The 21204-nt window shown below is 63.8% G+C and carries 18 protein-coding genes; 5 read left to right on the top strand and 13 right to left on the bottom strand.

What is annotated here, in order from left to right; translation table 11 throughout:
• Positions 1 to 74: 74 nt before the first annotated feature.
• The 9 genes from P0D87_RS17895 to tssB all read right to left on the bottom strand — a co-directional run bounded on the left by P0D87_RS17895 (position 75) and on the right by tssB (position 10913).
• Positions 75 to 755, bottom strand: a complete 681-nt coding sequence (locus P0D87_RS17895) for a hypothetical protein (protein ID WP_006049768.1) — start codon at positions 753 to 755, stop codon at positions 75 to 77.
• 144 nt (positions 756 to 899) lie between these two features.
• A complete protein-coding gene (locus P0D87_RS17890) occupies positions 900 to 1910 on the bottom strand; it encodes a TcdA/TcdB catalytic glycosyltransferase domain-containing protein (protein ID WP_171800024.1) in 1011 nt (336 codons plus the stop codon).
• A gap of 3 nt (positions 1911 to 1913) precedes the next feature.
• Positions 1914 to 4700: a type VI secretion system ATPase TssH gene (gene tssH, locus P0D87_RS17885; RefSeq protein WP_053860180.1), complete on the bottom strand. Its 2787-nt coding sequence runs from the start codon at positions 4698 to 4700 to the stop codon at positions 1914 to 1916.
• Between the two features lie 91 nt (positions 4701 to 4791).
• On the bottom strand, positions 4792 to 5823 hold the full coding sequence (tssG, locus tag P0D87_RS17880; RefSeq protein WP_053860179.1) for a type VI secretion system baseplate subunit TssG: 1032 nt from the start codon (positions 5821 to 5823) through the stop codon (positions 4792 to 4794).
• On the bottom strand, positions 5787 to 7712 hold the full coding sequence (gene tssF / locus P0D87_RS17875) for a type VI secretion system baseplate subunit TssF (RefSeq protein WP_053860178.1): 1926 nt from the start codon (positions 7710 to 7712) through the stop codon (positions 5787 to 5789). The genes tssG and tssF overlap by 37 nt, the downstream gene beginning before the upstream one ends.
• A 5-nt stretch (positions 7713 to 7717) precedes the next feature.
• Positions 7718 to 8221, bottom strand: a complete 504-nt coding sequence (gene tssE / locus P0D87_RS17870; RefSeq protein WP_029970268.1) for a type VI secretion system baseplate subunit TssE — start codon at positions 8219 to 8221, stop codon at positions 7718 to 7720.
• 54 nt (positions 8222 to 8275) lie between these two features.
• On the bottom strand, positions 8276 to 8779 hold the full coding sequence (locus tag P0D87_RS17865) for an Hcp family type VI secretion system effector (RefSeq protein ID WP_006049774.1): 504 nt from the start codon (positions 8777 to 8779) through the stop codon (positions 8276 to 8278).
• Positions 8780 to 8889: 110 nt separating this feature from the next.
• Positions 8890 to 10383, bottom strand: a complete 1494-nt coding sequence (gene tssC, locus P0D87_RS17860) for a type VI secretion system contractile sheath large subunit (RefSeq protein ID WP_408636976.1) — start codon at positions 10381 to 10383, stop codon at positions 8890 to 8892.
• Between the two features lie 8 nt (positions 10384 to 10391).
• Entirely contained in the window at positions 10392 to 10913 is a 522-nt protein-coding gene (tssB, locus tag P0D87_RS17855; RefSeq protein WP_006049777.1) for a type VI secretion system contractile sheath small subunit, read from the bottom strand.
• Positions 10914 to 11312: 399 nt separating this feature from the next.
• Between tssB and P0D87_RS17850 the strand changes: the two genes are divergently transcribed.
• The 5 genes from P0D87_RS17850 (at position 11313) to P0D87_RS17830 (ending at position 16532) form a co-directional block, all read left to right on the top strand.
• Positions 11313 to 12257 carry a hypothetical protein gene (locus P0D87_RS17850; protein WP_053860177.1) on the top strand — a complete coding sequence of 315 codons (945 nt, stop codon included), beginning with the start codon at positions 11313 to 11315 and terminating at the stop codon, positions 12255 to 12257.
• Complete coding sequence (locus P0D87_RS17845; protein ID WP_053860176.1) at positions 12254 to 13174, top strand: Tll0287-like and HAMP domain-containing protein; 921 nt, start codon at positions 12254 to 12256, stop codon at positions 13172 to 13174. The genes P0D87_RS17850 and P0D87_RS17845 overlap by 4 nt, the downstream gene beginning before the upstream one ends.
• Positions 13171 to 14640 carry a serine/threonine-protein kinase gene (locus tag P0D87_RS17840; protein WP_053860175.1) on the top strand — a complete coding sequence of 490 codons (1470 nt, stop codon included), beginning with the start codon at positions 13171 to 13173 and terminating at the stop codon, positions 14638 to 14640. The genes P0D87_RS17845 and P0D87_RS17840 overlap by 4 nt, the downstream gene beginning before the upstream one ends.
• 350 nt (positions 14641 to 14990) lie before the next feature.
• The gene (locus P0D87_RS17835) at positions 14991 to 15521 is read left to right on the top strand and encodes an RNA polymerase sigma factor (protein ID WP_006049781.1); all 531 of its coding nucleotides are present in this window, start codon (positions 14991 to 14993) and stop codon (positions 15519 to 15521) included.
• Positions 15522 to 15545: 24 nt separating this feature from the next.
• The gene (locus P0D87_RS17830) at positions 15546 to 16532 is read left to right on the top strand and encodes an anti-sigma factor family protein (protein WP_082367158.1); all 987 of its coding nucleotides are present in this window, start codon (positions 15546 to 15548) and stop codon (positions 16530 to 16532) included.
• Positions 16533 to 16600: 68 nt separating this feature from the next.
• Here P0D87_RS17830 and P0D87_RS17825 read toward each other — a convergent pair whose 3' ends face one another.
• The 4 genes from P0D87_RS17825 to P0D87_RS17810 form a co-directional block, all read right to left on the bottom strand.
• Complete coding sequence (locus P0D87_RS17825; RefSeq protein WP_053860172.1) at positions 16601 to 18037, bottom strand: amidase family protein; 1437 nt, start codon at positions 18035 to 18037, stop codon at positions 16601 to 16603.
• 61 nt (positions 18038 to 18098) lie between these two features.
• A complete protein-coding gene (locus P0D87_RS17820) occupies positions 18099 to 18557 on the bottom strand; it encodes a DUF3331 domain-containing protein (RefSeq protein WP_053860171.1) in 459 nt (152 codons plus the stop codon).
• 348 nt (positions 18558 to 18905) lie between these two features.
• Positions 18906 to 20075, bottom strand: coding sequence for an MFS transporter (locus P0D87_RS17815; protein WP_029970258.1), 1170 nt, complete (start codon positions 20073 to 20075; stop codon positions 18906 to 18908).
• A gap of 60 nt (positions 20076 to 20135) precedes the next feature.
• Positions 20136 to 21020: an oxidoreductase gene (locus P0D87_RS17810; RefSeq protein WP_006049786.1), complete on the bottom strand. Its 885-nt coding sequence runs from the start codon at positions 21018 to 21020 to the stop codon at positions 20136 to 20138.
• Positions 21021 to 21204 lie beyond the last annotated feature (184 nt).

The following is a 21204-nucleotide window of genomic DNA, read 5'->3' as shown; positions in this document are numbered from 1 at the left end:
CGAAAGCGGGGTTGTGTGCTGAGCCGGTCAGTGCGGCGCGCGAAGCTGCGCGATGGTGCGTGCGTCCATGCGTGCTAGAGGACGACGTCCACGCTGAACCTCGGCAGGTTCGCCGCGGACTTCACGTTTTTCTCGACCTGTGTTTCGAGCGAAGTTCTGAAGTTCTCGCGAATCTCGCTTTTGAAACGCGACACCGAGACCCAGCCGTCAAGCATCTCTTTGAGTGCTTCCTTTGTGATCAAGGTTTCTTTTGCGGGCAGCGCCGAATCCTCTATCAGCTTTTTGCGCAGCGTTTCCAGGTTGTCGCTACGCTTGTCCCAGCCGCCGTCACTCGCACCGCCGATGTGGATCGACTCGGGTCCGACATCGACCGTCACGCCGCTGTCCTCGATGGTGTCCTGCACACGCTTGCGCCGCACCGTCAGATGAAACTTGCTGACATTGATCTTGAGCGGCGAGGTCTTTTTCAGCTGACCGATTTTCAGCGTGGCGTTCACATGCGCGGACAGAAACAGAACGTCCTGCGCACCGTCTTCTTCGCTCACTGTCCACGGAATCACGACGGCGTTCGAAATCAGGTTCACGGACTTCGACTTGTTGTCTTTCGCGTCGTCGGCCAGCACGTTCCTGTATGTGAAGCGGGGATTCGATCCGTGCTCGAAGTTCTGGATCAGCCTCGTCACGAACTGCACCACATTCTTGTCGCTCAGTGTCGACAGTTCCGCGAATCCATCGTTGCTCTTTGCTGCTGGCATCGCCTTATCTCCCGACGCGGTTGGTTCGTCTCTCGAAGAACACAACAGCCGGGTCTCGCGATCTATTCCTTCCTCGTGAAGTAAAAAAATCGGCGCGCGCGGCGGGGGACGCTGGTTGTATGTGGGCGACTTGCAACTCGAGCGTCAAAGCCAGTCGTGGAAGTAGCTGTCTCTGACCTTGTACATGGGGAAATACCAGTTGTCGCGCATGAACATCTTGTTCTCCAGACTCTGCTCTGGAAGCTGCGAGCGGGCCTGGTCCTCAAACATCCGGTCGCGCAGCTTCGTGAAGCCCGAACTCTCGGCCGCGGCCGTGGGGCCGGTCATCCTGATCGTGCTGCGGCGCACGTCCTCCATGTACTCGGTGCGCAGCTCGTCGTTGGTTTTCAGCGAACGGAACCTGCTATATATCAGCGCTTTATACGACTTCAGGCCATTGCTGCCGGCGTGGCTTGCAATGATCGAGTTGCTGATGGGAGGCGGTTGATCTCCGCGAATATTCGCTTGCCACCAGTCCGCGCTGGTCCAGTCGTTTTCGCTTACGCCGTTGTGCCACACGGGATTCACGGCGGAAAACCGCGGATAAGACTGATGGCAGACGATGTCGCCGAGCGGACTCACGCAACTGACGTCCGTATCCGCATAAATGCCGCCGTACTGAAGAAGAATCTCGATGCGCAGAATGTCGCTGGCCGAACCGAAGTTGGCGCCGCGATTGACGAGTTCCCTGCGATAAATCGCTGCGTTCTTGCCCATTTTCAGGTCGCGCTGCACTTCGCGAAGCTTGATCCCGTTCTCCTCGCAAAAGTTGATGATCGAGTTGACCTGCGTCGCGCGCATGCCTCGGAGGGTCTCGCCGCGCTGATTCAGATACTCTTCCAGATAGCGGATCGTGGCTGCATCGCCTCCTTTTTTTCCCAGCACCTGTGCGACTTCCTGCCATTGCGCCGCGGAAACGCGCCCAAGGCCTTGCGCTCCGTTCTGGTCGCTGATCTGCCGGCGGCGTTCGCCGGTCAGCAACTGGTTGGCGTCGATCCAGAGATTGACTTCCCAGTCGGGATTCATCCTCGGAAACGTGACGATGCAATCGCGATTCCGTTGCGGGATATCGCCGCCGATCCAGATGATATGAATGACCTTTGGAATGGCTCTCAACTTTCAAACCTCCTCATAGAGACCAGGTTGATCGAGGCACGCAGCGGAGTCGAACCAATACGCAAAATCGCCCTGCTCCACGCTCACGCGAACCTGCCGCACCTCGCCGCCGTCGATCAAGCGCGCAAGGAACTCGCGGCTGATTGCGGGCAGCATCGTGTTGGTGAGAATTGCGTCGATCATCCGGCCGCCGGATTCGCTCTCGGTACAGCGTCCGACGATCAGGCGAACGACCGCGTCGTCATAGTCGAACGGCACGCGGTAGCGCTCCTCCACGCGCCGCTTGATGCGGTTCAACTGCAGCGTGACGATTCGCGCCAGCATGTCCGCGCTGAGCGGGAAGTACGGAATGGCCACGAGCCGGCCGAGCAGCGCGGGGGGAAACACGTCCAGTAACGGCTCGCGCAGCGCCTTCGCGAGCCCGTCGGCATCCGGCATGGCGGCCGGGCGGCTGCAGAGTTGCGCTATCAGTTCGGTGCCGATGTTGGTCGTCAGCAGAATCAGCGTGTTGCGGAAATTGATCGAGCGGCCCTCGCCGTCTTCCATCACGCCCTTGTCGAAAACCTGAAAGAACACTTCGTGCACGTCGGGATGCGCCTTCTCGATCTCGTCGAGCAGCACGACCGAATACGGCTTGCGACGCACCGCTTCTGTCAGCACGCCGCCCTCGCCATAGCCGACATAGCCCGGCGGCGCGCCCTTGAGCGTGGACACCGTATGCGCCTCCTGGAACTCGCTCATGTTGATCGTGATGAGGTTCTGCTCGCCGCCGTACAGCGCCTCGGCGAGTGCCAGCGCGGTCTCGGTCTTGCCGACGCCCGAGGTGCCCGCGAGCATGAACACGCCAACCGGACGATCGGGATTGTCGAGGCCCGCGCGCGATGTTTGAATCCGCTTCGCGATCGCTTCCATCGCATGGTCCTGGCCGATCACGCGCTCGCCCAGCACAGTCGCCAGATTCATCACGGTCTTCAGTTCGCTGCGCACCATCCGCCCTACGGGAATGCCCGTCCAGTCGGAGACGACCGACGCGACCGCCTGGTAGTCGACGCTCGGCAGGATCAACGGAGCCTCGCCCTGGAGTTCGGCGAGTTCGGCTTGCAGGCGCCTGAGACGCCCAAGCATTTCCGCGCGCGCGGAAGGGTCGGGCGCAGAGGCCACGCCCGTTTGCGTTATCCGATCCGGCTCGGCCTCTGCCGGCTGCGCGACGTCGTCACTTGTCCCATCGACCACCGCGCTATCGCCGCGCAGTTGCGCACGCAGCGTCAGAATCCGCTCAACCAGCGCTTTCTCTCTCGCCCACTCCGACTCGCGTTGCGAGCGGCGCGCGCGCTCCGTGTCGAGCGAAACAGCGACGCGCGCTTCGCGGGCCGTCACGTCGATGCCCACGCTCTTTTCGCGCTCGATGATGTTCCGTTCGGTCTCCAGCGCCTCGATCCGCTTCGACATGTCGTCGATTTCGGCGGGCGTCGCATGCTGGCTGATCGCCACCCGCGCGCAAGCGGTGTCGAGCAGGCTCACCGACTTGTCCGGCAACTGGCGCGCAGGGATATAACGATGCGACAGCCTGACGGCCGCTTCGAGCGCCTCGTCGAGAATCTGCACGCGGTGATGCTGCTCCATCACGCTGGCGACACCGCGCATCATCAGAATGGCCTTTTCTTCATCCGGCTCGTCGACGGGCACCGTCTGGAACCGCCGCGTCAATGCCGGGTCCTTTTCGATGTGCTTGCGATATTCGGCCCACGTCGTCGCGCCGATCGTGCGCAGCGTGCCTCGCGCGAGCGCCGGCTTGAGCAGGTTTGCGGCGTCTCCGGTGCCGGCCGCGCCGCCCGCGCCAACCAGTGTGTGGGCCTCGTCGATAAAGAGAATCACCGGCCTGGGCGACGCCTGCACTTCGTCGATCACCTGGCGCAGCCGGTTCTCGAATTCGCCTTTCATGCTGGCGCCGGCCTGCAGCAGACCGACATCCAGCGTGCGCACCACCACGTCCTTCAGCGCCGGAGGCACATCGCCGCGCGCGATCCGCAGCGCAAAGCCCTCGACGACGGCGGTCTTGCCGACGCCCGCCTCGCCGACCAGCATCGGATTGTTCTGCCGGCGGCGCATGAGTATGTCGACGACCTGGCGAATCTCGCCGTCGCGGCCAACGATAGGATCGAGACTGCCGTCGCGAGCCTGCGCCGTCAGATCGACCGTGAATTGCTGCAACGCCTGCTGTCTTCCCATCTGCGCCGGCGCAATGGAGCCGCTGCTTTCGCCAGGCGCGGGCGCCGCGCCCAAACGGAAGCCGTCGGTCGCCTCCAGGCGGTCTTCCGGCGATCCCGCGACGATCTCACCGAACGCGTCGGCAAGCGCCTCCGCCTTCACTTTCGCAAACTCAGCCGACAACGCGAGCAACGCGTTACGCAGATGGCGCGTGCGCAGCGCGCCGACGAGCAGATACCCCGTGCGAACCTGGGCCTCGCCGAACATCAGCGTGGCAAAGACCCAGGCGCGCTCGACCATTTCCTCGACGTCGGCCGACAGATCGCTGATCGTCGTATTGCCGGGCGGCAGACGCTCGAGCGCTGCGGTGAGATCGCGAGCGAGACTCGACGGGTTGACGCCGAAGCGCCTGACGATCCGGTGCAGATCGGAGTCCTGCAATTGCAGGATCTGATGCACCCAATGCGCGATTTCGACGTACGGGTTGCCGCGCAGTTTGCAAAACACGGTAGCGCTTTCGATGCTCCGGTAGGCAAGCGAATTTAGCTTGCCGAACAGCGCGCCGCGACTGATCTCGGCCATGATGGCGATCCTTTGAAATGGGGTGATCGGCGTGATGCCGCCGGTTGGAAGTCAGGACGCGAGCGCGTCGGTGCAATGCATTCGCATGGCCTCAGTCGACTGGCGTCAGCACGACGTCGTCGGCATCGACGGGCTTCGTGTAGTGACCCATCCATGTACTGAAACCCATGCGACCCATCTGGCCGAGATGCGTCGCCGGCACTTCTTCTTTCATGAGCACGATCTGCACGTCCCAGCGTTTTTCTCCGCCCACGTAGAGCTTGACCGCGGCGACCAGTTCGGCGAGCGCATCGCCGCCCGGCAAAAAACGCTTGAACTCGCCAAGCGGCAACGGCCCGATTCGCAAGCGAAAGCGCTGCTGCGCGCCGCGCACGTGCGCACCGAGCGTCGCGTCGCGGCCCAATGACGCCACCGCAATGCCCATTCGCAGATGGGCGTCGCGCGGCAACTGCATCCAGCCGGTCATGAACTCGAGCACCGCCACCGGCACGCCGAAGTAATGCGCGAGAAAGCCCCTGAGCCCCTCGGCATTGCGCGCCTGCGGCACCAGCCGGCCGGCAAAAAAGCGCTTGTACCGATCCGGCAGCGCATCGCGTCCTTCCAGTTGCGGCGCGGCCATTCCAATCAACGCGCCGACATACGTGCGAAAGCGGTCTTCGTCGGGACGATCGAGTTGAACCGTGGGCTGTGCATCGGCCCACGCGCGGTAAAAAAGGCTCAGCATCCGGTGATGAAAGATGTCGGCGAACGCCACCAGGGACGTGTCCTTCGCGTTGCGCTGACGCTCGACCGCATGCTCGGTCAGATGCAATGGCAACGGACCGTTCGGTCCGAACAGGCCGAGAAACAGCCCGTATAGCTTGCCAGGCGAACCCGCCGCTCCGCGCTCGAAGCGCTCGATGCCGCGCGGCGCAAACTCGAGCGTCGCCGCATGCGCGAGCCGCACGGGATCGTCGGCCGGCTTCGTCGAATGTCCGAGCCGCGGACGGTCCGGATACGCGCATTCGAGCCGGCGCATTGCCTCGAAAAACTCGAAGTCGAACGGCCGCTCGCTGAGCGCGGCTTCCAGTGCCAGAGGATCGGGCGCTAGAGGATCGGACGCTTGCCGGGTGTGGCGGGCCATCGGGCTACCTCGTTACGTTCGAAGGTGCGCAAGACGGTCTCCGTGAACGAATTCAGCGAGACGTAGCGCGCGAAAAAATGCTGGAGAACCGACGCGAGCAAAAACGCGCTGCTGCCTTCGAAGGCTGCGTCGCTGCACGTCAGTGTGATTTCGAGCCCGCGCCCGTAGGTGATCGGTCCGGGCACCGGCACGCGGCGCGTGGCGGCTCTCGCGACGACCCGCTTGATGCCCTCGATCCTCCGCCGCGCCGCCGCGTCGAACTCGTCGCGATAGAGGCCGAGCATCTCGCGCAATGCGGCGGCGTTCTGCTCGCCTTCGTCGTTGCCATCCTTGCTGCCATTGTCGTCGCGGCTCTCGTTGAACAGCGACAGGTAATTCAATTGCAGATGACTGATGAGCCGCCACGCGGTCTCGCCGGTAGCGGTCGGCGCGCGCGGCCGGGTCGGACCGGCGATGCAGCGAATCGATGCGACCGGCGCGTCGGTGTCCAGTGTGAAATCGGTGTACGACTTGCCGACCGGCATATGCAACGGCAGATCGCGATTGGTGCATAACACCCGCAAGCCGAGTTGACGCAGCGTGGTCGGGTACGGCGCGTCGTTTGCGTCGACGAGCGCAATGAACGTCTCGCTGCCCACATAGCTGGAGCGCGCGCCGTTCTGCAATTGCCGCCCCGAAAGAAGACGCGGCTCGCGGCGCAACGTATAGAACGCCGACTGGGCGTGATGCCAGGTGCGCGACGTGCCGCCATAGAACGGCAAAAAGCTTTGCTGCGGTTCCTGACTGTCGCCGTAGCCTTGCACGTCGAGCACACTATGCACCTCGAAATCCATCGGACGGGTGCGATCGCCGATCACGTGATACTCGGTCTTGCCTTGCTGAAGATGAATCCGGTCGGCCCGCTGCTCGAACAGGTTGACCGCGGGCGTGCAGAACAGCCTGAAGTTGCCGGCGTCGAGCGCGTTATGCAGCCTGGCAGCACCGCGGTCGAGCCACACCACGATCTCGAACTCATTGCCCTGAGCCCGTGCGAGCACGGAGCGCAGTCCTGTGAATTCGACGAAGCGAAAGCGCTCCGGGCACGCGAAATATTCCTGTAGCAGTCTGTAGCCGCTAAACGAACGGTCGCCGTACGGCAGCATCGCCTCGTGTTCGCCGAAGCCGATTGCGCGCAGCGCCGCCGCGTCGTGATGCTCGCTGACGAATTGGCCTTCCTGCGCGCCTCGCGCCCTGATCGTGTAGCCCGCACCGTTTGCGAGCATCTGCTCGTACACGACGTTGGGCAGTTCGTCCGCTCCCGCCAAGTGGATCGGAAGGCTGTCGAGCGCCAGCATGTTCGCCTGCACCCCGGAGAGGGTGGAGAAGCGCAGCCGCAACCCCGCCCGGACCTCGCGCCCTGGCGGCGGCACGAGACCGGCGGCGGCAAGCGCGGCCGGCGTGTCGAAATAGCGCGCCTCGGCGAGTTCGAGCGGCCACAGCGTGACCTCGTGCGCGCTCCGGTACTCACACGCGGTACGGTCGCCGAAACCCTTCAGGCTGCGCATCACCGTGTGGCGCGCGACCGTGTGGCCGCCAGCGGGCAGATCTTGCGTCGCGTCCGGATGCATCTGCACCACCGCCATCGACGGAATCGGCAGCAGATAGTGCGGATAAATCATTTCCAGCAGATGCTGGGTGAACACCGGGTATTGCGCGTCGAGCTTCAATTGCACGCGTGCGGCGAGAAACGCGAAGCCTTCCAGCAGCCGCTCCACGTAGGGATCGGCGCATTCGAAGCCCTCCATGCCGAGGCGCCCCGCGATCTTCGGATAGGCGCTCGCGAATTCCGCGCCCATCTCGCGAACATGCTGCAGTTCGCGGTTGTAGTAGCCGAGAAGACGTGGGTCCATGATAGTCAACCGAAATGTTGCGAGACCCGGAATTCACCGGTCTCGAGATCGACGTCGGTATGCAGATAGAGCGCAAGCGGCATGGGTTGCGCCCACATCTGCGACTCGATCCGAAAACTCAGCGAGCGTGCGTTCATTACCGCGTCGTCGATATTCACGGCCACTTGCACCGTGTCCGCAATCAGGCGCGGCTCGAAGTCGATGAGCGCTGTGCGGATACGCTCCTGCAACATGCCTGCGTCGATGCCGGACAACGGTGCGCCCGCCAGATCCGGAATACCGAAGTTCAGCACGGAGTTAGCGACGTGATCGAGTCCCGGAAGACCGTCGCTGTCCCACTGCCGCGTGCAGTTCAGCAGCGCGGCAATGTCACGCGTCACATACTCGCGCAGGCGCGCCGCCGTGATCACGCGCTGCTCGCGGCTCTCGTCGGGCTCGTCCGGCGCCATGTCGGTGAGCCGGTCGAGCAACGAGGGCTGCAAGCGCTCCTGAGGGGTTAGCTCCGCCATCCGTTCGGTATCCTTATCGTGCGAATCACCTTGTCGTCGCGCACCTCAGCTTGCTTACTGTTTGGCGACCTGCTGGATGTCGAACGTGAAGTCCTTCGTGCCGCCGCTTGCCTTGCCTTCGTCGTCCTGTGGCTGGAACGAATACTTGAACTTGCCGAAGTGCAGCGTGATGTTTTCGGTCAGACGCTCATCGCCGCCGCTGCCGCCGGTCGCCACCGACGTAATCAGCACGCCTTCGCTCAATTCGATTGTCAGGAAGTCCGTTTGCTGACCGGTCGCATTGGTCACGTACAGATAGGCAGTGTCGAGGCGCGCGCCCGTGCAGCAGGCGTTGAGAATCGCGTTCGAACAGCTGTCGACGTATTTGGTGATGGTGATGTCCTGAATGTTCGCCTTGCCGCCGGACGCGTAGCCCGCGCCAGTGTGAAGGTTGCCGGTGTTGCTGACGCCCCAGGACCACGCGATGATCGGCACCTCGTTCTTGTGCTTCGAATGGTTGGACGCGCCCTGGATCGTGACCGAACCAGCGCCGAATTTCAGGTGCATATCGAATGCCATATTGACCTCTTCCCGTTGCTAATGAGTGTGCTCGCCGGTGCGGCGAACGTGGAGCCCGTGGCGTTTGCGCCGCGGACGGGTTTTCTGCATGGTGACGTGGTGCGGGACGCCTACGCTGCGAGCGCGGACGGCAGGCGGGACACGAGCCGCAGCGACACGGTCAGGCCTTCCAACTGATAATGCGGCTTGAGGAAGAACTTCGACGTGTAGTAGCCGGGATTACCCTCCACTTCCTCCACCACGACCTGCGCGGCGGCGAGCGGCTTGCGTGCTTTGGTTTCTTCGCTCGAATTCACCGGGTCGCCGTCGACGTAATTCATCACCCAGTTCGACAACCAGCTCTCCATCTGCTCACGCGTGCTGAACGAACCGATCTTGTCGCGCACGATGCACTTCAGGTAGTGCGCAAAGCGGCAGCACGCGAACATGTACGGCAGCCGCGCCGAGAGATTGGAATTCGCGGTCGCCGACGGATCGTCGTACTCTTCCGGCTTCGCCACCGACTGTGCGCCGATGAACGCGGCGACATCCGAGTTCTTGCGATGCACGAGCGGCATCAGCCCCATCTTGTCGAGTTCGGCCGAGCGCCTGTCGGTGATCGCAATTTCAGTCGGGCACTTCATATCCACGCCGCCGTCGTCGCTCGGGAAAGTGTGAACCGGCAGATTCTCGACCGCACCGCCCGACTCCACGCCACGAATGCGCGTGCACCAGCCATATAGCTTGAATGAGCGGTTGATATTCACCGCCATCGAATAGGCCGCGTTCTGCCATGTGTATTTCGACGAATCGGTGCCTTCCGTGTCTTCTTCGAAATCGAACTCGTCGACAGGGTCGGTCTTTGCGCCGTAAGGCAGCCGCGCAAGCGTGCGGGGCATCGTCAGCGCCAGGTAGCGCGCGTCGTCCATTTCGCGCAGCGAGCGCCAGCCAGCGTAGTCCGGCGTCGTGAAGATCATCGACAGATCGCGCGGGTTGGCGAGCTCACTCCAGTTCTCCATGCCGAGCAAGGTGGAACCGGCGGCGGAGATAAACGGTGCGTGGGCCGCGGCGGCCACCTGTGAGATGCCGCGCAACAGCTCGATATCCTGCGGACTGTGATCGAAGTAGTAATCACCGATCAGGCAGCCGTACGGTTCGCCGCCAAGCTGACCATACTCTTCTTCGTAAACGCGCTTGAACACGGGGCTCTGATCCCATGCAACGCCTTTAAAGCGCTTGAGGTTCTTGCCCAACTCCTTCTTCGACACATTCAGCACGCGGATCTTGAGCATCGGATCGGTCTCCGAGTTCGTGACCAGATGATGCAGGCCACGCCACGCGCCTTCCAGCTTCTGGAATTCCTCGTGATGCATGATGCGGTTCAACTGCTCGCTGAGCTTGCGGTCGATCTCCGCAACATACGCATTGATGGTTTGCGTGACGTCGTCGGAGACGATGTTCGAATCCTGCAGCACCTGCTCGGCGAGCGTGCGCACTGCCGCCTCGACTTCCTCTCTCGCGCGTTCGTTCTTCGGGCGAAACTCCTTGTTGAGCAGCGCGGCGAAGTCGCTGGTTTCGCTCAGGGTGCCTTGCGCGGCTGTGTCCAACTGCTTCTGACTTTCCATGATCGCGCTCACTCCTGTCCGGGTTCGGTGTCAACGGGCTTCGGAGCGGCGCTTAGCGATTGCAGCAGCGCCGGGTCCTTGAGCGCCTCGGCAATCAGTTTTTCCGCGCCGGCCTTGCCGTCGAGATAAGTGCCCAGGTTCGCCAGTTGCGTGCGTGCCTGCAGCAGCTTGGCGAGCGCATCGACCTTGCGCGCGACTGCCGCGGGCGAAAAGTCGTCCATGCTTTCGAACGTCATGTCCACTTCGAGATTGCCTTCGCCAGTCAGCGTATTCGGAACGTTGAAGTTCACTCGCGGCTTCATCGACTGCATGCGGTTGTCGAAGTTATCGACATCCACCTCCAATGCCTTGCGCTCTTCTATCGGCGGAAGATCGCCGCTGTTCGCGCCGGAGAGGTCCGACATCACGCCCATCACAAACGGTATCTGCACTTTCTTCTGCGCACCGTACAGCTCGACGTCATATTCGATCTGTACGCGCGGCGCACGATTTCGCGCAATGAATTTCTGACTGCTCTGTCTCGTTGCCATACGCTCGTTCCTCTGGATGCATTCAGGTTCGGGATTCGAATGAGCCGGGTGCTGGTGCCCGGCCGTCGTCCACGCTCACACAACAGCGCAGACTCGCGATCTATTCCGTGATTTGTGAATCGATCTGCTAGAGCTTTCGTCCATCGACGCAACCGCATTCCGCAACCAGAACATCTGGGCCGGCGTGAATATTCCGTCGCTCGAATGATTGCTTTGAAAATTCGCGGGAACCCACGCGAGCGCGCGACGCCGCGACATTCGTCGTGACGTGCCGGAATAAATCGGGGCAGCCGGCTGTTCAGTCAGCAACAGTGGTTATCGAACAGTGGCTTCAGTACACGGCACGCAATGACATCATCCGAAGATCCCACACGCTTGCGCCCAATTGCGATTGCACCGATGCGGCTCTTACCCCTCTGCCTGCTCGCGCTCGCACCGTATGCGCACGCCGGCTGGACGATCGTGCAAACCGGCGCACCGGTGACGACGATCCACGAAAGCACTGTGTATCGGGCCGGCTCAGGCCAACGGCTCGCGCCAGACGATATCGTCGAAACTCCGCCCGATTCCAATGGCATCGTTCAGATGCAGGACGAAACGGGCAATGTGCTTGCGATGGGAAGTGACACTCGGGTGTTGCTCGCGCGCGATGGCCATGTCGCGCTGCTACGCGGCTGGCTGAAGGTGCAGCATGTTTGCGCCGCGGCCAATTGCGCGGTGCCTGTCGTTGAGACTGAGCGTATGCGTGTCACGCCGGCCGAACGCAGCGCGCTCGTGATTGCCGCGTCCACGCCGGCTTATGCCGGCGACGACGCGAACGCTGTGTTCTGCGAAAGCGGGTCCGCACAACTGGTCACGCTCGGCAAGCCGCATGGCGAGCCCGCGCGGACGGCGATATCAACTCATCAGTTCGCGCAGCTTTCGAAAGCCAACGCACGCGTTATCGTTTCGGCACGCCTTGACCCCGCATTCGTGGCCGCGATGCCGCTCGCGTTCCGCGACGCGCTGCGCCCGCTGCCGCTGCGACCCGAGCCGGGCGCGTCGGCCGCGCCGCGCCCGGCGAGCCCATCGGCAGCCGGCTCGCGCCCCGTGACCTACGCGGACGTGTCCGACTGGCTCGGCAGCGCGCTTGCGGTGCGAACAGACCCGGCCACGCGCTTTACTCAACGCTTCGGCGCACGCCTGTCAGATCCGGCGTTCCGCCGCGACATCCGCCAACACCTGCACGATCTGCCGGACTGGCGGCCGCTCCTGCAGCCACATCCGCGACCTGCGTGGCGGGCCGGCACAGCCGCTCCCGTTTCTGCCTACTCGTCCTACTCATCCGCACGGGCTCGACCATGAAGCTGTCACTCGCCATCAAGTTCAATCTCGTGTTCATCGCAATCTTCGCGATTGGACTGAGCGCGGCGGGCATCGTCGCAAATCATGTGCTGCAGCAGCAGTCGCTCGACGAAACCCGGCACGACGCCAATGTGCTGATGAGCGCCGCCGAGGCGATGCAGAATTACACGGCTCAGCACATCACGCCGTTACTCTCGACACAGATTCAATACTCGTTCGTGCCCGAGTCCGTGCCCGCGTTCTCCGCGATTGAAATGCTGAATACGTTGCAGGGCGCGTTCCCGAACTTCTCGTATCGTTCGACGATGCTCAATCCGACCAACCTACGCGATCGCCCAACCGATTGGGAAACCGAAGTGATTGCGCATCTGCACGACAAGCCCGCGCTGAAAGAGGTGACTGGCGAGCGGCGCACTCCCGGCGGCGAACATCTGCTGTTTCTGGCGCGTCCCAGCCGGATCACGGACGCCGCCTGCATGCAGTGTCACAGCACGCCGTCGGCGGCGCCGCGCACCATGCTCGACAAGTACGGGCCGGCGAACGGTTTTGGCTGGGCCATGAACGACGTGATCGGCGCAGAGTTCGTGTCGGTGCCGATGTCGGAATCGATCGCGCGCGGCCGGGCGCTGTGGCGCAGCTTCATGACCGCCCTGAGCGTCGTGTTCGCGGTCGTGCTGGTGGTCCTGAACGTGATGGTGCATGTGCTCGTCACGCGGCGCCTGCAGGCTCTCTCGCGTGCCGCCGACGAAGTCAGCCTCGGCAAACTCGGCGAAGTGGACTTACCCACACGCGGTAGCGACGAGATCGCTTCGCTCGCGGTGTCGTTCGGAAGAATGCGCACCAGTCTCGTGACGGCCTTCGAGATACTCGACGAGACCGGTGCGGCCGCAACCGTGCCGCACGGCTTGCAACCATGACCGCGACGAGCGGAGCGCCGCGGCAGATCGGCCGTTATCTGGTCGATGGCGTGCTTGGCCGCGGCGCGATGGGCACCGTTTATCTCGCCACCGACCCGCATATCCAGCGGCAAGTCGCACTCAAGACGATCAACCCCGAGTTGCTGCGCGACTCGCAGCAAGGGAGCAGCGCAGCCGACGCGGAACTGCCCGCGCGCTTTATCAACGAGGCGCGCGCGGCCGGGCGGCTCGTGCACCCGCATATCGTCGGTGTGTTCGACTATGGCGAGGCCGACGGCGTCCCGTTTATCGCACTCGAATATGTGCGCGGAGAAACGCTCGCCGCACGGCTCGCGAAAGAGGCCCTGCATGGCACGAGATTGCCGCTCGTGCGCACGCTCGCGTGGTTCGCGCAGTTGCTGGACGCGCTGGCGTATGCGCACGAGGCTGGCGTGATCCATCGCGACATCAAGCCCGCCAATCTGCTGATTGCGCCGCGTGGCGAATGCAAGATCGCCGACTTCGGCATCGCGCAACTGGACACGTGCCGTCTGACGCAGATAGGCATGATGATCGGCACGCCTGCGTATATGTCGCCCGAGCAGTACACGGGCGCACCGATCGACGCACGCAGCGATCTGTTTTCCGCGGGCGTCGTGCTGTACGAGATGCTGACCGGCAAGTGCCCGTTCGCCGGCTCATCGGCGGCTGTCATGCAACAGGTGTTGAACGGCATGCCGCCGGCGCCGTCGAGCGAAACGCCTGGCCTTCCCGCCTCGCTCGATGCGATGGTGCGCAAGGCGCTTGCAAAGGAGCCCGAGGCACGCTACCTGTCCGCGCAAAGCTGGCGCGCGGAGTTGCTGAGCCTGCTGGATACGCTCGCGGCAGAACGCGATCCGGACGAGACGGTGGTCGCGAGGCCGGTGAATCGCGAGGCGCTTGCACCACCGCTTTCACCAGGGGCCGCCACCGCTACGGCTCACGCGGTATCCGCCGATTCTGTCGTCTGGCCTCCGGAATTGCTGGCGCAGCTCGAAGAGCGGCTCGCGCACCACGTTGGGCCGGTTGCGTCGCTGCTCGTGCGGCGGGCGGCGGCACACGCAACGAACCCGCGCATGCTGGCGGCACAACTCGCGCGTCATCTTCCCGACGAAGCGACACGTCATCAATTCGACACGCTGTTGCAACGGCATACTGCCGGGCAGGGAAGCGCGTCTTCGCGGCCGGTGAGCGAGAGTATTCAACCTGCGGCACGCGGCACTTCGGCTCATGCACGCGTGCCCGATGCCGCGCATATCGAAGCAGCCGCACGGCAGCTTGCAACGCATATTGGGCCCGTCGCCCGCATCGTCGCGCAGCGGGCTGCGCTGGGCGTCGACACCGCGACCTTTCACAACCGGCTCGCCGATGCACTTCCCGCCACCGTCGACAGAACCGCGTTTCTTCGTGCGCTGAGCGAGCGGCTTGCTGACGCTTGCGGGCCGTGAACGGGCGGCGTGGGCATTGGCATTGGCATTGGCGTTCGAAATCACGTTCGCGCGCAAACGGCTAGAGCACGCGTGTTCAGTCCTTGTCATCCTGCATCGCTTGCCGCGATGGAATAGATCACCCGCTACGCGTGTTTATGTGATGTCGACTAGCCAGCGCATCCGCATCGTTCCATGGAAACAGACCAGACATCGCAGCCGGCCGCATGCGGCACGCACGAATCGAAACGCAGTACGGCGCGGCCGCGACCCGCGGTGCGAACGAAGGTCGCGTACCTGCTTGAACATACCGCGCGTACGCCTGCGCCGGCGGACGGCGGCCGCATGGTATCCGGCGATGGACCGATTCGATGACCGCGGCAGATCTGTCCGCCCTGCTTCCGTCGATGCTTCCACGCCTGTGGACATTCGCGCTGCGCATTTCGGGCGACCGGCACGACGCCGAAGACCTCGTGCAGCGCGCCTGCGTGCGGGCGCTCGAACGCGCGCATCAGCTTCAGCCGGACACCGCGCCGCTTAGCTGGATGTTTTCGATCGTGCAGTCCACATGGATAAACGAGTTGCGTGCGCGCAGCGTGCGCAGTCGCTCGGGCATGGATTGGGACGACGAATTTCTCGAAACAGTCGCCGACCCCGCCGCGCGCACGCCTGAACAACACGCGATGGACGGACAGATTGTCGAAGCCGTGCAGCGGCTACCCGACGCGCAACGCGTGGTGATGCTGCTGGTAGCGGTCGAGGGCCTCAGCTATCAGGAAGCGGCTCAAACCCTGGGAGTCCCTATCGGGACCGTCATGAGCCGCCTCTCGCGGGCCCGTCAAACCATCGGGGCCCTGTTCAGCGAAAAACAAAAAAGCGTGGCTCGCGCGAGTAATGAGTAATAGCAGAGACCAGGGGGCTTGACTATGGACGACATCCTGCTCATGGCGTACGTCGACGGCAATTTGCAGCCGCGCGAGCGCAAGGAAGTCGAACGCACAATCGTCGTCTCGGCCGATGTCGCCGAACGCGTCGCATTGCTCAGGGCGTCGGCGTTGCCGTATCGGCGGGCGTTCCAGCATCAGCAACTGCCACCGGTTCCGGAAAGCCTCACGCGCAACGTTGCGCAGTTGATAGAAGCGCAAACGCCGGCTCCTGGCATGAGAGCCGTGGGCAGGAACGATCGTGCCGCGGCGTGGGCTTCGCGCGCGAGCGGCCGCAGCCCGTGGTCCTTGCGTATGCGCGGGCCGTCCGGGGCTTCAGGCTCCGACACAGGTATTCAGTGGGCCCGGCCGGTGCGCGCACGCATTCGCGCCGCGGTTCCGTTGGCCGCGCTCGCATTCGTGACCGGTGCGTTCTGTGGCGCCGTCGTGCTGCGCCTCGCGGGAAGCAGCGCGCCCGGCGGTGTGGGGCAAACGCTTTCACAGCAGGCTATGCCGGCAGGCGTATCGCCGTGGATCATCGCAGCGGTCAATTATCAACGGCTCTATACGCGGGAAACCGTTGCGTCCGACTTGCCGATTACCGGCCTTGCGCACATCGTCGAAGACATTCGCCGCGACGACGGACTGTCGATCCACGTGCCGGACCTGCGTTCGCTCGGACTGACGTTCAAGCGCGTGCAACGGCTGCGCTTTAACGACAAGCCGTTGGTGCAGATCGTCTACCTGCCGGAGAAAGGCTTGCCGGTTTCGCTATGCGTGATGACAGATGACAAGCCGGATGCCGCGCTCGCGCAGCAGGACGTCAACACGATGCAGGTGGTGACCTGGAGACAGGCGAAGCAGAGCTACGCGTTGATCGCCACCTCCGGCGACACCGACCTCGCGGCAATCGGCCGGCACATTGCACAAAGCAGGGCCGGCGAGATTCTCGGTCAGGCGCTGGCAGCGTATCAGGCACCGGTAAGCTAACCGACGCATACGCTCGCACAGCCGGCAACCGCCGCCTGTGCGCTTCATGCAAGCCCTGCGATGCCGGCTCAGACGCGCGGCGTAAGCGGCGTAAGCGACGTAAGCGGAGTGACCGGCATAACCGGAGAGAGCGGTGTGCCGCGTGCTTCGATCGCTTCACCCGCGAGCAGACACAAGTCCTCGCGGTAATGCGCGGCCACGATCTGCACACCCACCGGCACGCCGTTCACCAGTTGCGTCGTGACGGCAAGACCCGGCAGACCCATCGCAGGCAGCGCACGCATTGTGAGTTGCGCTTCCCATACGCGGTCGAAGCCCGCCGCGCCTTGCTGATCGAGATCGTCCGGGAACGGAAGCTCCGCCGACACCGGCATCAGCACGACCGCATACTGATCGAGAAACAGCCGCCATTCACGTAGCAAGGTCGTGCGGCGCACCAGCGAACGGCTGATCACGTCGGCCGGCAGGTCTTTCACTTTCAGGCGAGCCGCGTTCACCACCGCTTGCGCGCCGGGGTCGCCGTCGCGCGCCACCGAGTCGGCCAGCGCCTCGAAACCGTCGCCGAGCCACAGACGTTCCTGCAATTGCGCGGCTTCGCGCATCGACGGTGTGTCGTCGATCTCGTCGACGCGCCAGCCTGCGTCGCGAAGGCGTTGGGCCGCGTCCAGCAACGCGTGCTCGACTTCCTTGACGATCTGCAGGCCGCCCGGACGCAGGCAAAGCGCGGCACGCAACGGCACCGCGCGTCCTTCGAGCGGCATCGGCAGATACCAGGGATCGCGCAAGTCGGGCGCGGCCAGTGCAACGAGGCCGAGGCGAAGATCCGCCACCGTGCGCGCCATCGGACCCGTGACCGACATCAATTGCGCACCGATCGGGCGTTCGGGCGACGACGCGTTGAACGCGGGCACGCGTCCGAACGTCGGCCTGAGTCCGTGGATGCCGCATGCGTAGGCCGGATAGCGTATCGAGCCGCCGATATCCGTGCCGAGCGCAATCTGCCCGATACCCGCGGTGACTGCCGCTGCTCCGCCGCCCGACGACCCGCCCGGCGTGAGCGATGGGTCGCGCGGATTGAGCGTGCGTCCATGAATCTGGTTGGAGGTGAACCAGCGCAGAGCGAAAGTCGGCGAATTGCTGCGGCCGAGCAGCACGGCGCCGGCCTTTTGCAGATTATCGACAGCGGGACTATTCACCTCGGCCACCAGGTTTTCCTGCAAACGCGTGCCGTTGGTGGTGGCGAAACCCGCGTGGTCGGTATTGATCTTGGTCGTGACAGGCACGCCCGCCAGCGGCCCCGGATCTTCACCGCGAGCAATCGCGCGGTCGACGCTGTCTGCCTGCTCCAGCACCCAGTCGGACCGGTGCGCCACGACCGCGTTGATGAGCGGATTGACCGCATCCAGACGCGCCAGCGCGGACTGCGCCGCTTCGCGAGCGGACACTTCACGCGTTCTCACACGCCTCGCCAGTTCAGTTGCGGACAATTGCCATAGTTCACTCATGTAGCCTCCAGTGTCGATGCCAACCGTATGCAGGCATGCATCCAGTCGCACGTGTAGCGGTTCAAAACGGCCAGCCGGCAGCGCCTTCTATTGGCAGATCGGTGCGCTGTCCGATCGCCTCCGCGAGGATCACCTGATCGCGATTGCCGGGCACCCGCATCTGCCGGATACGCGGGCGGAATATCCGGTCGCCGCGTCTGACTGCGCGGCCTGTCAGCGCGCATACCGAACTGACCCGCGCGAGTCCGCTGCACCATATCTGCTCGGCGTAGCGCCCGGTGCACGAGTCGCTCCACGATACGCTGATGGTCGCCGGCGACAACCATTCCACTACCGCAATCCGGGCCGGCCGGCTCGCGCGATGGTGGGATGCGTCGGCCATCGGCGAACGCGTGCCTATGCGGCACCGCTTGAGCGGCAAAGGCTTCTTCCGCGCGCAGGCGTCCAGTTGTTCCGCGGAAGGATCGAGGACATTCAGCAATGTGCGAACCACGATGTCGTCGTCGGATAGCACTCTCATCGACTGATCTCCAGAAGCCGGTATGTTCGTAGTGGGAAGAGCAAAAGCTCGCGCTTAACGCCGCCTTGCTCGCGCAGCGTCGGTTTGCTACTCATCGACGTGACGCCGCGCACCTGCTTCGCCGCAGCGACTGCGACGCCTTTCGCTGCGCCGTTGCGCCGTTGCGCCGCTGCGAATCAGGGGTGTTTCAATTAGAACTGCGCAATGTATCGGCGGTGTTTCGGCGACGTATCGAAATGTATCCGGCCCATCGAACGCTTGCGGCCATCGTCAGCGACGGCCACTTCATGCGGCATACCAATGAGCTACAGCAGAAGTCGCGGCGCACCACGAGCAAGCCGAGCTCCGTCACGCATTGGACAACGGCGCAATCGCGTGCCTGTCCCGCATGACCGCGAGGACAAGCGCGCCGACACCGCAGGCCGCCATCAATGCGATCAACGCGGGCGTGCCTATATGAACGAGCACCCAGCTTGCCACCGCCGGGAAACCGAACGTGCCGATGAAGTACGCCACGACGAACCATGTGAGCGCGGGCTGCCGGTGCGTCGCCGCGCAGTCGTTCACGGCCTGCGCCTGGATGGTCGGATAGACGAGCCCGTAGCCGATGCCCAGCAGTACTGCGCTTATCGAATGAAAAGCCGGCTGGTACGGCACGACGAACATGGCCGCGGTGCCGAGCACCATGATCGCCAGCAGAAGCCTGGTCGCGACTCCGTGATATAGCCTGACTACGACGCGCGTGAGCAGCCATCGCGCAACGACGACCGTCACCGCATAGAGGCTGAAGAACGTGCCGGCTTGCGCATGCGTGCCGCGAATGATGGACATCTGAAACGTCATCGACCCCGAAAAGACGCACGCGCACAGCGAAATCATCACGATCGGATACGCGGCGCGCGTTCGCCAGACAGCACCCGACTCGCGCAGCCAGTCCTGCTGCACCGGCGCTTCGTCCCGGTGCGGCGATACCCGCCCGAACGCTTCGAGCATCAGCGCGGCGACCGCGCATAAGCCGCCGACCACGTAGAACACGCTGGTGAGCGGCCAGTGCCACGAACGGATCGCCATTGCGGCCACGGCGGGACAGCCGCCAATGCCCGCCATCTGGATCGTACCGAAGCGCATGAACCAGAATCCGCGATCGGCGTCGCTCGTGCGTTCCGTCAACGACATGGGCGCGGCGAGACAGAACGCTCCCCAGCCGAAGCCCACGAGAAAGCCGGGGAGAATGCCAGGTGCGCTCATCCGGTCGACCGCAGCAAAGCCGATCACGCCGAGGCCAATGCACAGGGCCGCTAGCGCGGTGGTGCGCGCGCTGCCGATACGCCGGGCGAACCGGCCCACCACGAGCACGCCTACCAGTGTGCCAACCGTGGCTTCCGCCAGCGCGAGTCCGGTATCCAGATCGTTGCCCCCGAGAGACCGGAAATGCATCGACAGGAAAAACGTCGCCCCGTACCCGCTCGCCGTGAGCAAGGTGCCGATGAGCACGAAGAAGGCGCTGAATGGGCGCATGGCGAAATCAGTATCGGAGATGAACGACGACGGTGAGCGGTCTCGCGGATCGCGGCCGTATCAATCCGCGCCGCCGGCTTGCGTGGCTTGCGCGACGTGTGCAGTGTCAGCAGGCGGGTATGCAACGGATTCGCTGACCGCGCGCCATTCGGCGTCCTCCTGGGCGCGAAACCTCGCGGCATCGGCGGCTACCGCTACCGCGTCGCTGCCGACCAGCAGGCGCAACGGCGGCGCCGGCACTTCGGCGATATTGAGCAGCACCTGGGCAATGCGCGCCGGGTCGCCCGGCTGATTGCCGTCACTGCGGCGCAGGCGCTCCGCCACCGGACCGATGACCGGCAGGTAGGCTTCGCTGATCTCGGGAATGGTCATCGACGAACCGGCCCAGTTCGTTCGCATCGACCCTGGCTCGATCACCGTGACCTTGATGCCGAAGTCGCGGACCTCTTTGGCGAGCACTTCCGAGAAGCCGCCTACCGCCCACTTCGCCGCCTGATAGGCCGCGAGCCCCGGTCCGCCGACGCGTCCGCCGACAGACGAAATCTGCATGATGTGACCGGCGCGCTGCTTGCGCATCACCGGCAACGCTGCGCGGCTGAGATTGCAAACACCGAAGAAGTTGACGTCCATCTGTTCGCGCAGCGCCTGATCGGTCGCGTCTTCGATTGAAGCCAGGTCGGCGTAGCCCGCGTTGTTCACAAGCACGTCCAGACGGCCGAACTGCTCGACGGCGAGACTGACCGCGTCCCGCGCCGCGACCGGGTCGGTCACGTCCAGCGCGATCACGCGAACGCGATCCCCGTATCTGTCGGCCAGAGCCCGCAGCCGTGCCGTGTCCCGCGCCGTAGCGGTGAGCCGATGACCGCTCGCGAGCACGGCTTCGGCAAGCTCGCGCCCCAGCCCCGCGGAACAGCCGGTGATAAACCACACTTTGTCGCCAGTCATTTGCGAGCTTCCTTATCGTTTGCAATTGATCTATCGACGGGACTCTGACGACACGTGTTCAATGTCCTTCAGGCGAGCTGACAACGCTCGCGCCCGGCGCCATGCAGCGATTAGAAGCGCGCTATGTATCCCACGTGTGTCGGCGAGGTATCGGAATGTATCGCGGCCTGGGCGAGGCGTGAAG

This window comes from Paraburkholderia sp. RL17-368-BIF-A (assembly GCF_046054045.1).
GTDB lineage: Bacteria > Pseudomonadota > Gammaproteobacteria > Burkholderiales > Burkholderiaceae > Paraburkholderia > Paraburkholderia graminis.
This window is presented reverse-complemented; position numbering and strand designations above follow the sequence as displayed.